Origin of the sequence: Luteimonas kalidii (assembly GCF_029887935.1) — a bacterium.
GTDB classification, from domain to species: Bacteria; Pseudomonadota; Gammaproteobacteria; order Xanthomonadales; family Xanthomonadaceae; genus Luteimonas; species Luteimonas kalidii.
Genome location: NZ_JARXRO010000014.1, coordinates 540,379 through 553,585, shown reverse-complemented (window position 1 = coordinate 553,585; position 13,207 = coordinate 540,379). Strand labels below are relative to the sequence as shown.

Sequence of the window (13,207 nt, the reverse complement as noted above, 5' to 3'; positions counted from 1 at the left end):
AGCGACCGGCATGGGAGAGGCGCGCCGCCGTGTCGAAACGCGGGTCAGGCGAGCGCCTCCGGTCCCGCGGATGCGGATAGCTGTGCCGCATCGATCAGCGCGCACGCTTCGGCATGCGTGGGCAGCGCGGCGAACGCGCCGTGCCGGGTGACCGCCAGCGCGCCGCAGGCCGACGCGTAACGCAGGCAGCGGGCGAGGGCGGCGCGGTCGGCGAGGAACCCGTCGAAGCGCCGCGCATCGACGCCCGCGTGCTGCAGGCGCGACAACAGCCCGCCGATGAACGCATCACCGGCGGCGGTGGTATCGACCGCCCGCACCGCGATCGACGGGAGTTCGCCGCTACCGTCGCGCGTCCACCAGCGGATCGGCCCGGCGCCATCGGTCACCACGACCAGACGCGAGGCGCGCAGCAGCCTGTCGACGACGCTCCCGTCGTTGTCCCGCCCCTGTTCCAGGTACTCGAGTTCCTCGCGGGCGAGCTTCACCAGGTCGGCCGCCTCGAGCGCCTGCCACAGCAGCGGCAGCGCTGGCGTGGCGCGGGGCCACAGGGCCGGGCGCAGGTTGAGGTCCAGGCTCACCAGCGCGCCCGCATCGCGCGCCAGCGCCATGCCGGACAGCGTGGCGGCAGCGATGTCCGGATCGGTCAGGCTGTTGCTGCAGGCGTGGAAGATGCTGCACTCGGACAGGCAGACCGGGTCGAAGTCGCTGCTGCGGAACAGCAGGTCCGCGGCGGGCGGGCGGTAGAAGCTAAAACTGCGCTCGCCATCGGCGTCCAGCGAGACGAATGCCAGTGCGGTCTTCGCCTGCTGCGTACGGCGCACGTAGCGGACGCCGGCACCGCCCGCACGCAGGCTGTCGAGCAGGAAGTCGCCGAACATGTCCTCGCCCAGCATGCCGACGAATTCGCTGCGCCCGCCGAGCCTGGCCACCGCAACCGCGGCATTGGCCGGCGCGCCGCCCGCGAACTGGCGGAACGCGCGCGCCTCGCCTTCGACTTCGACCCCGGCGAGGAAATCGATCAGCGCTTCGCCGAAGCAGACGACGGTGTGTCCTTGGCTCAAGGGGAGATTCCGTTCGGACGTGGAGAGATCGGACATGGCCGTGGCAGGTCAGGACGCAAGCGCTGGCGTGCTGTCGCGTTCGGTGAGGTGAACCGGCGCGATCACCGACCGACCCGGGAGGGTGGGCGACGCGGCGCGCTGCAGCACCAGTTCGGCGGCCTGGCGTCCGCGCTCGCGTGGCGCCGCGCTCACGGTGGTCAGCGGCGGGATGCCGACACCCGCCTCGGGAATATCGTCGAAGCCGGTGACGGCGAAATCCTCTCCGGGCCGGCGGCCCAGGCGCACCAGGCCCAGCATCAGTCCCAGGGCGACGGCGTCGTTGTAGCAGACCGCCGCAGTCGGCGCGGGTTCGAGCGCGAGCAGCACGTCGGCGTGCGCGTTCGCTTCCAGCCGGGTCGGTGCGGTTTCGATCAGCCAGCGCTCGTCGGGTGCGATGCCGGCCTCGCGCAGCGCTTCCTGATAGCCGATCCGACGCTCGCGGCAGGAACTCGACCCGGCATGGCCGCCGTAGAACGCGATCCGCCGATGTCCGAGCGCGATCAGGCGCGCGGCGGCGGCGCGCGCGCCGGCACGATTATCCAGGCCGAGGAAATCGTATTCGAAGCCGGGCTCGGCATCGCCCGTCAGCTGCCGGTTGAACACCAGCAGCGGCGTGTGCCGGCCGATCGCCAGCGCCACGTCGCTCGCCATGCTCGATTCGGCGGGCGAGAGGATGATGCCGGCCGGGTGGTGCTCCATCAGCGAACCAAGCACCTGCCGCTGGCGGGCGGGGGACTCGTTGCTGCTGCCGAGCAGGGTCACGTAGCCCTTGGCGCCGAGCGCTTCGTCCACCCCGGTGGCGAACTCGGCGAAGAACGGGTTGGACAGGTCGTTGACCACCAGCGCCACCGCGCTCGACACCCGCTGGCGCAGGTTGGCGGCGGCGCGATTGTAGACATAGCCCTGCCGCTGCATCTCCGCTTCGACCAGGCGCCGTGTTTCCGGATGGACCAGCGGACTCCCGCGCAGCACCAGCGACACCGTGGCGCGCGACACGCCGCACGCCCGGGCGATGTCGTTCAGGGTGATCCGACGGCGCTTGTCCAAACCGCTCCCCACTGCGTTTAGATCGATCCAAGGACCGCATCCTGCGCGATCCTCCCGACCCCTGCAAGGGGCAGCCGATGCTGCATGGCAGCATGAAATCGGCGCTGGAGTATGTTCAATTTAGATCGTTCCAAATCCACGAATGCAGCGTATTCAATCGATCCAAATCGAGATTCCGGGGATTTCGCGATGCTCGCTGCCCAGCTGCCTGTCCTTCCCCCTCCGCCCAGTCCAGACTCTCCCGGGGCGGCCGCCGCGACAGCTCGCGGCGTTTATGGCCCGGTCCCCGCCGGGCCTTCTTTCTTCCTGCGGTCCGTGGCACGGCGGCTGGCGATCGGCGTCCTCGCCTGCGCGCTGCCGATGGCCGGCGCCCTGGCCGACGAGGTCGATCGCGCCTCCCTGGTGAACACCTTCATCGGCACCAAGGACGACGGCAACACCTTCCCCGGGGCCTCCGCGCCGTTCGGCAAGATCCAGGTGAGCCCGATCGGCTCGCACTATTCGGGCTGGCGATACGACGATCCGCAGATCCGCGGGTTCGGCCATTCCTTCATTTCCGGCGCCGGCTGCTGGGAGCAGGGCGGGCAGGTGTCGGTGCTGCCGGTGACCGGGCGGATCGGTCCCGGCGGCGATTTCGACACCGGCAATCCCAAGGCATTCGACCACCGCGAGTACGGCGCGCGCTATACGCACGAGGGCGAGGTCGGGCAGGCCGGCTACTACCGCGTGCGCCTGACCGACTACGGCGGCATCGATGCCGAAGCCACTGCGGGCATGCGCGCGGCGGCGGAGCGCTACACCTTCCCCGCCGGCGTGCGCCAGGGCCACGTGCTGGTCAACGTCGGCCAGGCGAACGAACGCCATTCGGTGACCGGGAGCGCGGTCGAGATCGTCGGCGACCGGGTCGTGGAAGGCCGGGTCACCACCAGGAGCTTCTGCGGCGGACACCAGTACACGACCTGGTTCCGGCTGGAGTTCGACCGCCCGTTCCAGGCGCACGGTGTCTGGGGCGAGGCCGGCGGGCTGCCGGGCGCGCGCCACAACATGGAGGGCGAGGCCAAGCCGAATGGCGCCTGGCTCAGCTTCGACACCGGCGCCGGGCGCGCGGTCACGCTGGTGTCGGCGATCTCGCACGTCGATGCCGAGGGCGCGCGCCACAACCTGCGCAGCGAAGGCATGGCCGAGGGCCGCCTGCTCGGATTCGACGCGATGCGCGAGCGCGCGACGCGGACATGGAACGAGGAACTGCGCAGCGTGCGCGTCACCGGAGCCGGTGAGGACGACGCCACGGTGTTCTACACCGCGCTCTACCACGCGCTGCTGCAGCCGATGACCGGCAGCGATGCCGACGGCCGATACCGAGGCTACGACAATCGCATCCATCGCGCCGAGGGCTGGACCTACCACGAGTACCTGTCGCTGTGGGACACCTACCGCAGCCAGAACCAGCTGCTCGCCCTGCTGCGCCCGCGGCAGGCGCGCGACATCGCGCGCTCGGTGCTCGCCGTCCACGAGCAGGGCGGCTGGCTGCCGCGCTGGGGCTATGCGAACTTCGAGACCAACATCATGACCGGCGACCCGGTCACGCCGTTCCTGGTCGACCTGTGGCGCCTGGGCGCGCTGGAGGGGCGCGAGGCGCAGGCGTACGCGGCCCTGCGCGAAAATGCGTTCGGCGAGCCGCCGCTGAACTCGCGGCACGCGGGCCGCTCGGGCAACGCACGCTACCTCGCCGACGGCTTCGTGCAGTACGACCGCACGGTGCCGTCGAAGGGCATGGACGTCGACCCGCACCACGGTGGTTCGGCCACGCTCGAGTACGCGCTCGCCGACTGCTCGCTGGCGCAGATGGCGCAGGCGCTGGGCAAACCGGACGATGCGCGGGTGCTGCTGCAGCGCGGCGGCAACTGGCGCAAGGTGTGGGACCCGCAGGTGCGCGACGCGGACACCGGCTTCATCGGTTTTCCGCGCCCGCGCATCGACGACGGCAGCTGGTACCAGCCGGCCGACGACCACTACAGCCCGCGTTCGCACCATGGCTTCCATGAGGGCACGGCCTGGCAGTACCAGTGGCTGGTGCAGCAGGACGTGCCGGGTCTGGCGCAGGCGATGCACGGCCGCGAACAGGCGCTGCGCCGGCTCGACGCCTTCTTCGCGATCGACGCGCTGCGCGCCGATCCGGCCGCCGCCGCGCGCAAGGACTGGGTGGTCGGCCCGTACAGCTACTACAACCAGTTCCGCTACAACCCCAACAACGAACCCGACCTGCACGCACCGTGGATCTACACCCTGCTCGGCGAGCCGGCGAAGACCTCGACCGTGCTGCACGCGGCGCAGACGCTGTTCACCAACGCTCCCAATGGCGTGACCGGCAACGACGACCTCGGCACGATGTCGGCCTGGTACCTGTTCAGCGCGCTCGGCCTGTACCCGGTGACCCCGGGCACCGGGCAGTTCGTGCTCCACGCGCCGCGTTTCGAGCGCGTCGAGCTGGACCTCGGCGAAGGGCGAACCTTGCGCATCCAGGCCCCTGGCGCCGGAGACGGAACGCTGCGCTTCATCGCGTCCGCGAGTTTCGACGGACAGCCGCAGTCGCGGGTGTGGCTGGACTGGGAGCAGCTGCGCGAGGGCGGCGAACTCGCATTCTCGCTCACCGGCGATGCTTCCGCGGCGGCCTGGGGCGCGCGGTCGGAAGATCTACCGCCCGCGGCCTGCGCCACCAGCCCGGACATACTGCGCTGGTGAGAGCACGCGGGGGATACGCCACTGGCAGCCTGTGCGACCGTCCGCAGGAACTGCGGCGGGCATCGGACTGCCCCGGCGCCACGCGGTGATCCACGCGCGGTGTTGGCGACCGGAGCCTTCGCGGCCCGACAGGATGTCGCCTCAGCGCAGGCTGGGTGCTTCCACTACGCGCGAACCGGCAGCCGTGCGGACCGCGTAGTTGAACCCGGGCTGCAGCGCATAGCCGCCCACCGCCCCGTCGTTGCGCAAGGCGACAAAGGCCATCTGCAGGTCGTCGCGCGGCACGCGATGGCGGCGCGCGATGCGTTCCACGGCCTCGCGGCAGGCTTCTTCCGGCGTGCGCCCGTGGCGCATCAGTTCCACCACGGTGTGCGAGCCGCAGATCCGCAGGCATTCCTCGCCAACGCCGGTCGCGGTGGCGGCGCCGACTTCGCCATCCACGAACAGGCCCGCGCCGCTGATCGGCGAGTCGCCGACGCGGCCGCGCATCTTGAATGCCATGCCGCTGGTGGTGCAGGCGCCGGCGAGATGTCCGCTGCCGTCCAGCGCGAGGATGCCGATGGTGTCGTGGTTCGTGGCACCGCCGGGCAGATCGCCAGGCATGCGGTACCGGTTGCTGCGTTCGATGTTGGGTTGCGGGCGGTACTCCGCGGTCTTCAGCCATTCGCGCCAGGCCTGTTCGGCCGCCGGCGTCAGCAGGTCCTGGCGCGGGAATCCCTGCGCCAGCGCGAATTGCAGCGCGCCGTCGCCGACCAGTAGCACATGCGGCGTGTGCTCCATCACCCGGCGCGCGACCGACACCGCGTGCACGATGTCCTCCAGGCACGCGACCGCGCCGAGGCGACCGTCGTGCGCCATGATGCAGGCGTCGAGGGTCACGTGTCCGTCGCGATCGGGATACCCGCCCAGGCCGACGGTGTGGTTGTCGGGATCGGCCTCGGGCACCCTGGCCCCGGCTTCGACCGCGTCGAGCGCGCTGCCCTCGGCGGCGAGCACGTTCCAGGCCGCGGCATTCGCCGCATCTCCGAAGTCCCAGGTGGAGATCACGATCGGCCTGTCGCCAGGCGCGGGCTGCGCCGCGGCCGCCGCGGGCAGGGCGGGGAGGGCGGCGGTCAGGCCGAGCAGGCGCAGGACATCACGGCGAAGGGGCATGGGGCGGTGGCCTTGGTCGGAAGCGCGGCTGCGCGCGATGAACTCAGCGACCGCCCCCGCCACCGCCGCCACCACGCGGGCCGCGGTTGCCGCCGCCGGGGCGCGGGCCCTTGGGCCGCTGCGGGTTGCCGGCGGGGCGTGGGCCGCGCGGTCGCGCGCCGGCAGGCTTGTAGGCGCCGGGCGACGCGTGGTCGGACGGGAATGTCGGCGCGCCGCCCGGATGCCCGTACGGATGCGCGCTGCGGCTGCGCCCCTGTCCCTGGCCCGGACCCTGGCCCTGGCCACCGGCACTTTGCCCGGGGCCGCGCTTTTTGGCTTTGTTGAACGGCTTCTTCGGGCCGCGGCCATCGGCATTGCGGTGGCCGGACGGGCCGGTGTCCACGCCTTCGGGTACGTACCAGGTGCGGAACGCGGCCGGGTTGCCGTCGGGCAGCGGCTTGGGGCCCTTGGCCTTGCGCTGCTTGAACGGCTTCTGCGACTGGTTCGCCGCCTGCTCGCCACTGACGGTCAGGCCGCCATGCGGTTTCTTGCCGCCGCGGCCACGACGATCCTCGCGCACATGGTCGAAGCGGCGCAGCTCGCGGCCCTCGTCGGCGGTGTTGTGGCCATTGACGTAGCCCTGCGGACGGCGGTCGCCGGTCAGGTGCACGGTGGACTTGGAGGCCTTGCGCTGGCCGATCACCGGCAGCAGGGTCAGCGCCGGCGGCGGGCCTTCCTCGAGCCTGAGTTCCTTGCGCAATTCCTCGACCTGCGCGTCGGCGAGTTCCTGCGACTGGCCGCGCAGCAGCGTCTGCGGCAGCGACACCCGGCCGTAGCGGATGCGCTTGAGGCGGCTCACCTGGCAGCCCTGCGACTCCCACAGCCGGCGCACCTCGCGGTTGCGGCCTTCCTTGAGCAGCACCTGGAACCATTCATTGGAATCGGTGCCGCCGATGCGCTTGATCTCGTCGAACTTCGCCGGCCCGTCCTCGAGCGCGACGCCGCGCGCGAGCCGGTCGACGATCTTCTCCGACACGGTCTCCTCGCCTTCGGGCGCGCGCACGCGGCAGACGTACTCGCGCTCGACTTCGTAGGAGGGATGCATCATCGCGTTGGCCAGCTCGCCGTCGGTGGTGAGCAGCAGCAGGCCGGTGGTGTTGATGTCCAGGCGGCCGATCGCGATCCAGCGCGCGCCCTTGAGCGCGGGCAGGGACTCGAAGATGGTCGGCCGGCCTTCGGGATCCTCGCGCGTGGTCACCTCGCCCTCGGGCTTGTTGTACATCAGCACGCGCGCCGGCTCGGTCAGCGCGCTGGCGACGAACTGGCGGCCGTCGATCTCGATCCGGTCGCCGCCGCCGACCGACATGCCGGTCTGGGCGATCTCGCCGTTGACCTTGACCAGGCCGTCGGCGATGCGCTGCTCCAGCGCGCGGCGCGAGCCGAGGCCGGCCTGGGCCAGGACCTTGTGCAGGCGCTCTTCGAGGCGCGGGGCGTCGGCGGCCTTGTCGTCACCGCGCTTGAGCGACAGCTTGCGGCTGGCGGTGGGGTGTTGCTCACTCATGTCGTACTCCGGTGCTGTCGCCGTCTTCGGCGAGGGCGTCTGGTTCGGCCGCCGCGTCGGTGCGGTCGGCAGTGTGGGAAGAGGGCGGGGCAGGGCGGGGCGATTGGTCGTCGTCCGCGGTACTGGCGTCGTCGGAGGCATCGCCGGCAGGGTCCTGGTCGGCGGGAACGTCGTCGCCGGGGATCGCGGAGACCGGCTCGGCGGCGCCCGCGTCCTGCTCCGAGGCGGGCGTTGCGGTGTCCGCATCGGCGACGTCCTGCAGCGCAGCGCGTCCGCCGCTGCCGTCATCGGACCCGCTGGCTGCATCGCCCTGCGCGTCGGTATCCGGATCCCTGTCGGCGTCGGCGTCGGCATCGGCTTGCGGCTCGACGTCCACACCGGCGGCGGGATCGACCGCAGCGTCTGCGCGGCGGTCGACCTCCTCGCCGCGCTCGCCGGATCCGCCGTCGGACTCGTCCGCACCCGATGCGGTCGGATCGTTGGCGGCGCGCGTGCCGTCGGTCCCAGCGTCGGCATCGGCATCGGCATCGCCGTCTCCGGTCGCGATTCCCCCCACCGCGCGCTCGCCGTCGAACTCGAACTGCGGCTCAAGCTCGCCGAAATCCTTCAGTTCCGACAGCGGCGGCAGCTCGTCCAGGCGCTTGAGCCCGAAATAGTCCAGGAAGCCCTTGGTGGTGCCGAGCAGTTCGGGGCGGCCGGGCATGTCGCGGTGGCCGACGACGCGGATCCACTCGCGCTCCTCGAGCGCCTTGATGATGTTGCTGTTGGTGGCCACGCCGCGCACCTGTTCGATCTCGCCGCGGGTGATCGGCTGGCGGTAGGCGATCAGCGCCAGGGTCTCGAGCGTGGCCCGGGTGTACTTGACCTGGCGCTCGGTCCACAGGCGCGCCACCCAGGGGTGGACGTCGGCCTGCACCTGGTAGCGCCAGCCCGAGGCGACCTCGACCAGCTCCACGCCACGCGCTGCCGCGTCGGCCTGCAGCGTCTGGAGCGCGGCCTGCAGGCTGCCCTCCGGCGCCGGCTCGTCGAGCGGGAACAGCGCGGCGAGCTGGACCACGGTCAGCGGCTGGCTCGAGGCCAGCAGCGCGGCCTCGACGATGCGGTTGATGAGTTGTTGATCCATGCGTCGGTATCTGGCGGGATGGATGGCGCGCGACAGGCGCGAGGCTGGCGTCAGCGGTCGTCTTCGGGCGTGGTGGTGTCGAACTCGCTGGAGAACTCCATCGGTTCGTCGGCCGCACGCCCGCTGGCGAGCGACTTGAGGTAGATCGGCGCCAGCGGCGCTTCCTGGACGATGTCGAGCAGGCGTTCCTTGGCCAGCTCCAGGATCGACAGGAAGGTCACCACCACGCCGAGCTTGCCTTCGCCCGGGTCGAACAGGGCCTCGAAACGGTGGAAGGCGCCGTCCTCGAGTTTCGTGAGCAGTTCGCCCATCCGCTGGCGCACGCTCAGCGCGTCGCGCCGGATGGCGTGGCTGGTGAGCAGCTCGGCGCGCTTGAGTACGTCGTGCAGTGCCGACAGCATCTCGCGCAGTTCCACCGGCGGCGGCACCCGGACCGCCGCGCGGTCGGGCATGAAGGCCGATGCGGGCGCGGTGTCGCGCTCCATCCGCGGCAGGGTGTCGAGATCCTCGGCGGCCTGCTTGAAGCGTTCGTACTCCTGCAGCCGGCGTACCAGGTCGGCGCGCGGATCGTCCTCCTCGCCTTCCGTCGCGGGCGGACGCGGCAGCAGCATCCGCGACTTGATCTCGGCCAGGATCGCGGCCATCACCAGGTATTCTGCCGCCAGTTCGAAGCGCAGGTCCTGCATCACGCCGATGTATTCGACGTACTGGCGGGTGATCTCGGCGACCGGGATGTCGAGGATGTCGAGGTTCTGGCGGCGGATCAGGTACAGCAGCAGGTCGAGCGGGCCTTCGAACGCCTCGAGGATCACCTCCAGCGCATCGGGCGGGATGTACAGGTCCTGAGGAATCTGCAGCACCGGCTGGCCGTGCACCACCGCCAGCGGCATTTCCTGCTGCTGCGGGTGGGATGGCGCCTGCGCGGCGGTGTCCTGGGCGGATTGGCTCATTCGCGGTGCGGCCCCCTCCGGGCCGGCTGGCTGATCGAGTTCTGCACCGGGCCGGAACCGGCCACGGGCTGCGCGTCGCGACGGACTCGTGCGGCTGGCACGGGTCCGGAACATCGCACTGGCAAAGCGTCTTGCGACCGGACGCCCACGGTGCAGACCATGCCGCATGCGGGCAGAAGACTGCTGGGGGAATCGTCGGGTCTGGCCGAGGGGCCGCGACTCTAGCGTCCTGCTGCGACGTGAGCGGCGATCGGCTGCGGAGCTTGGATCCTAGGGTAAGCGCTGGCCCCCGGGCTGTCCAGCGGCCGGCAGGCAGGGTCCGCCGCGCTTCGTGCGCAGGGGTACGGCCGGGAGGTCGTCCGCCGTCGAAGGCCCGGCTCGCCAATTCCGCCGAACCGGGGTCGGGCCGCTGCATCTCGCTTCTGCGCGGCGTGCCTGACGGACGGGTCGCACTGGCGTCTTCTAGAATCGGGGCCGGTGCAGGACGGAGCGGCGGCATGTGGTATGCGATCGAGGGATACGACGGCGACCAGGTGCTCGACCGCCGCCTGGCCGCGCGCGAGCGCCACCTGCAGCGGCTGGTCGCGCTGCGCGACGCCGGCCGCCTGCTGCTGGCCGGACCGTGCCCGGCGATCGACGCCGACGATCCGGGCCCGGCCGGCTTCAGCGGCAGCCTGGTGGTGGCGCAATTCCCGTCGCTGGAGGAGGCTCGCGCCTGGGCGGACGCCGATCCGTATGTCAAGGCCGGCGTCTACGCGCGGGTCGAGGTGCGCCCGTTCCGCCCGGTCCTCCCGTAGGACCGTCGCCCGGGTAAGCGCAGCGCACCCGGGTTCCCGTCCGATCTCCCGACGCGCGCCTCCACGCATCCCGCGCTCCCCGCACATCGCACCCACGGGCCCGTGCCGCCTGGACAGACGACCCCGAGCCCACACTGGAGGGGCAGGGTGGAGGCAGACGCCAGCCGGCCTACCGTCCGATGATTCGCACGCGGGCGCAAAGCCACGGCCTCCGGGCAGCAACCGGCCCCGCGTCGCAAGGTCGCCGGGGCCACCGCGGCGCATGCTGCGTCGTGCCATGCATCCGTCGCTGAAAACGATTACATTCCGCGGGCCCGCCCTTCGGACAGGATCCATGACGCGTCACGCGCCCCGCTTTTCCCTGCTGCCCTGCCTGTCGGTGGCGCTCGCCACCCTGCTGGCCGCCCCCGCGGCTTGGGCTGCGCCCGGCCCGGCGCGCAGCTCGGCCGGCGACGCGACCGCCGAGCGCGCGTTCGTCGATGCGCTGATGGCGAAGATGACCCTGGCCGAGAAGCTGGGCCAGCTCAACCAGCCGCCTGCGGTGGGCAACAACACCGGCCCCGCCGCCATGACCGGCAGCGAGGACCAGGTGCGGCGCGGCGGGATCGGCTCCTGGCTGGGCACGAACGGGGCCGAGCTGACCTGCCGCCTTCAGCGCATCGCGGTGGAGGAATCGCGCCTCGGGATCCCGCTGCTGTACGCCTACGATGTGATCCACGGCATGCGCACCGTGTTCCCGGTGCCGCTGGGCGAAGCGGCGAGCTTCGATCCGGACGAGGCGCGCAACGCCGCGCGGGTGGCGGCGGTCGAGGCCACCGCGCACGGCGTGCACTGGACCTACGCGCCGATGGTCGACATCTCGCGCGACCCGCGCTGGGGCCGGGTGGTCGAGGGCGCGGGCGAGGATCCGTTCCTGGGGTCCGCGTTCGCGGCGGCGCGCGTGCAGGGCTTCCAGGGCGAGGATCTGGCCGCGCCCGACACCCTGCTGGCCACCGCCAAGCATTTCGTCGGTTACGGCGCGGCCGAGGGCGGCCGCGACTACAACATCGCCGAGATCCCGGAGCGCACCCTGCACGAGGTCTACCTGCCGCCGTTCAAGGCCGCGGTCGATGCCGGCGCGCAGTCGATCATGGCAGCGTTCAACGAGGTGGCGGGCGTGCCCATGCATGCGCACAAGCCACTGATCCAGGACCTGCTGCGCGACCAGTGGGGCTGGGACGGGGTGCTGGTGAGCGACTACACCGGCGTGCTGGAACTGGTGGAGCACGGCGTGGCGGCCGACCGCGAGGCCGCGGGGCGCCTCGGCCTGGCCGCCGGCGTCGACGTCGACATGGTCAGCGCCATCTACCTGAAGGACATGCCCGCGGCGGTGGACGCCGGGCGCGTGCCGCTGGCCGAGGTCGATGCCTCGGTGCGCCGCGTGCTCAACGCCAAGTACCGGCTCGGCCTGTTCGAGGATCCGTACCGCTACTGCAAGGATCCCGGACGCCAGGCCGCGATGACGCTCACGCCCGAACACAGGGCCGCGGCGCGGCGCATGGCGCAGAAGTCGATGGTGCTGCTGGAGAACGAAGGCGAGGTGCTGCCGCTGTCGAAGTCGCTGGGGACGCTGGCGGTGATTGGCCCGCTGGCCGACGAGCCCTGGGCCATGCTCGGCAACTGGGTCGGCATCGGCCGGCCGGAAGACGCGGTGACGCCGCTGGACGCGCTGCGCGCGAGCGTCGGCGATCGCACGAAGCTGGTGGTCGCGAAGGGCGCCGCCATCGACGACGACGACACCTCCGGTTTCGACGCGGCCGTGCGCGCGGCGCGGCGCGCCGATGCGGTGGTGATGTTCCTCGGCGAACACCCGGAAATGAGCGCCGAGGCCAACAACCGCACTTCGCTCGACCTGCCCGGCGTGCAGGAACAGCTGGCGCTCGCGGTGGCGGCGACCGGCAAGCCGGTGGTGGTCGTGCTGCTCAACGGCCGGCCGCTGTCGACGGGTGCGCTGCAGGGCAAGGTGCCGGCCGTGCTCGAGGCCTGGTTCCCTGGCGTGGAGGGTGGCAACGCGATCGTCGACGTGCTGTTCGGCGACGTGAACCCCTCGGGCAAGTTGCCGGTCACCGTGCCGCGCAACGTCGGCCAGGTGCCGATCTATCACGCGCACCGCAACACCGGTCGCCCGCCGGCGAAGGACAACAAGTACACCAGCAAGTACATCGACGTGCCCTGGACGCCGCTGTATCCCTTCGGCCACGGCCTGAGCTACACCACCTTCCGCCACGACGCGCCGCGCGTGGCGCGCGCCACGCTCGCAGTCGGTGACCTGGCGCAGGAAGTGAGCGTGCGCGTGACCAACACCGGTGCGCGCGCCGGGACCGAGGTGGTGCAGCTGTACCTGCGCGACGACGTGGCCAGCGTCACCCGGCCGGTGCGCGAACTGCGCGGGTTCCAGCGCGTGGACCTGCAGCCGGGCGAGTCGAAGGAAGTGCGCTTCACGCTCGGCGAGGACGACCTTGCCCTGTACGACGCGCGGATGCGGCGCGTGGTCGAGCCGGGCAGCTTCACCGTTTTCACCGGCGGCGATTCGCTTGCCTCGCAGTCGGCCACGTTCGAGGTCGTGGCGAAGTGAGCGGATCTTCGGCACCAGCCGGTCGCGACGCAGGGCGGGCCTCCCGCCCGGCAGGACCGGTGGATGCCTCCGCCGCGGTGTCACCCATGTCCCCGCGCGGCTTTGCAGGATTGGTTGAAAGCGTTTACATTCCGCCCCGTCC

Annotated in this window: 9 protein-coding genes; 3 read left to right on the top strand and 6 right to left on the bottom strand. The window is 71.4% G+C overall.

Annotated features, from left to right (window positions below; translation table 11 throughout):
- Positions 1 to 44: 44 nt before the first annotated feature.
- Entirely contained in the window at positions 45 to 1,061 is a 1,017-nt protein-coding gene (locus tag QFW81_RS07935; RefSeq protein ID WP_280578161.1) for a carbohydrate kinase family protein, read from the bottom strand.
- A 48-nt stretch (positions 1,062 to 1,109) separates the two neighbouring features.
- Positions 1,110 to 2,147, bottom strand: coding sequence for a LacI family DNA-binding transcriptional regulator (locus QFW81_RS07930; RefSeq protein ID WP_280578159.1), 1,038 nt, complete (start codon positions 2,145 to 2,147; stop codon positions 1,110 to 1,112).
- A gap of 360 nt (positions 2,148 to 2,507) precedes the next feature.
- On the opposite strand from QFW81_RS07930, the gene QFW81_RS07925 reads away from it, so the two are divergent.
- Positions 2,508 to 4,889, top strand: a complete 2,382-nt coding sequence (locus tag QFW81_RS07925) for a GH92 family glycosyl hydrolase (RefSeq protein ID WP_280578357.1) — start codon at positions 2,508 to 2,510, stop codon at positions 4,887 to 4,889.
- Positions 4,890 to 5,030: 141 nt separating this feature from the next.
- Here QFW81_RS07925 and QFW81_RS07920 read toward each other — a convergent pair whose 3' ends face one another.
- Genes QFW81_RS07920 through QFW81_RS07905 form a run of 4 tightly spaced genes read right to left on the bottom strand, consistent with a single transcriptional unit; the run spans position 5,031 to position 9,654 of the window.
- Positions 5,031 to 6,041, bottom strand: coding sequence for a glycosylasparaginase (locus tag QFW81_RS07920; RefSeq protein WP_280578158.1), 1,011 nt, complete (start codon positions 6,039 to 6,041; stop codon positions 5,031 to 5,033).
- A 43-nt stretch (positions 6,042 to 6,084) separates the two neighbouring features.
- A complete protein-coding gene (locus QFW81_RS07915) occupies positions 6,085 to 7,581 on the bottom strand; it encodes a pseudouridine synthase (RefSeq protein ID WP_280578157.1) in 1,497 nt (498 codons plus the stop codon).
- Positions 7,574 to 8,704: an SMC-Scp complex subunit ScpB gene (scpB, locus tag QFW81_RS07910; RefSeq protein ID WP_280578156.1), complete on the bottom strand. Its 1,131-nt coding sequence runs from the start codon at positions 8,702 to 8,704 to the stop codon at positions 7,574 to 7,576. Before scpB ends, QFW81_RS07915 begins: the two co-directional genes overlap by 8 nt.
- A 50-nt stretch (positions 8,705 to 8,754) precedes the next feature.
- Positions 8,755 to 9,654: a segregation and condensation protein A gene (locus QFW81_RS07905; RefSeq protein ID WP_280578154.1), complete on the bottom strand. Its 900-nt coding sequence runs from the start codon at positions 9,652 to 9,654 to the stop codon at positions 8,755 to 8,757.
- 497 nt (positions 9,655 to 10,151) lie between these two features.
- On the opposite strand from QFW81_RS07905, the gene QFW81_RS07900 reads away from it, so the two are divergent.
- Together QFW81_RS07900 and bglX are read left to right on the top strand one after the other, a co-directional pair.
- Positions 10,152 to 10,451 carry a YciI family protein gene (locus QFW81_RS07900; RefSeq protein WP_280578152.1) on the top strand — a complete coding sequence of 100 codons (300 nt, stop codon included), beginning with the start codon at positions 10,152 to 10,154 and terminating at the stop codon, positions 10,449 to 10,451.
- A gap of 334 nt (positions 10,452 to 10,785) precedes the next feature.
- Positions 10,786 to 13,065 (top strand): beta-glucosidase BglX, encoded by a 2,280-nt coding sequence (gene bglX / locus QFW81_RS07895; RefSeq protein WP_280578151.1) that lies wholly within the window; start codon positions 10,786 to 10,788, stop codon positions 13,063 to 13,065.
- The last annotated feature ends 142 nt before the right edge of the window (positions 13,066 to 13,207 follow it).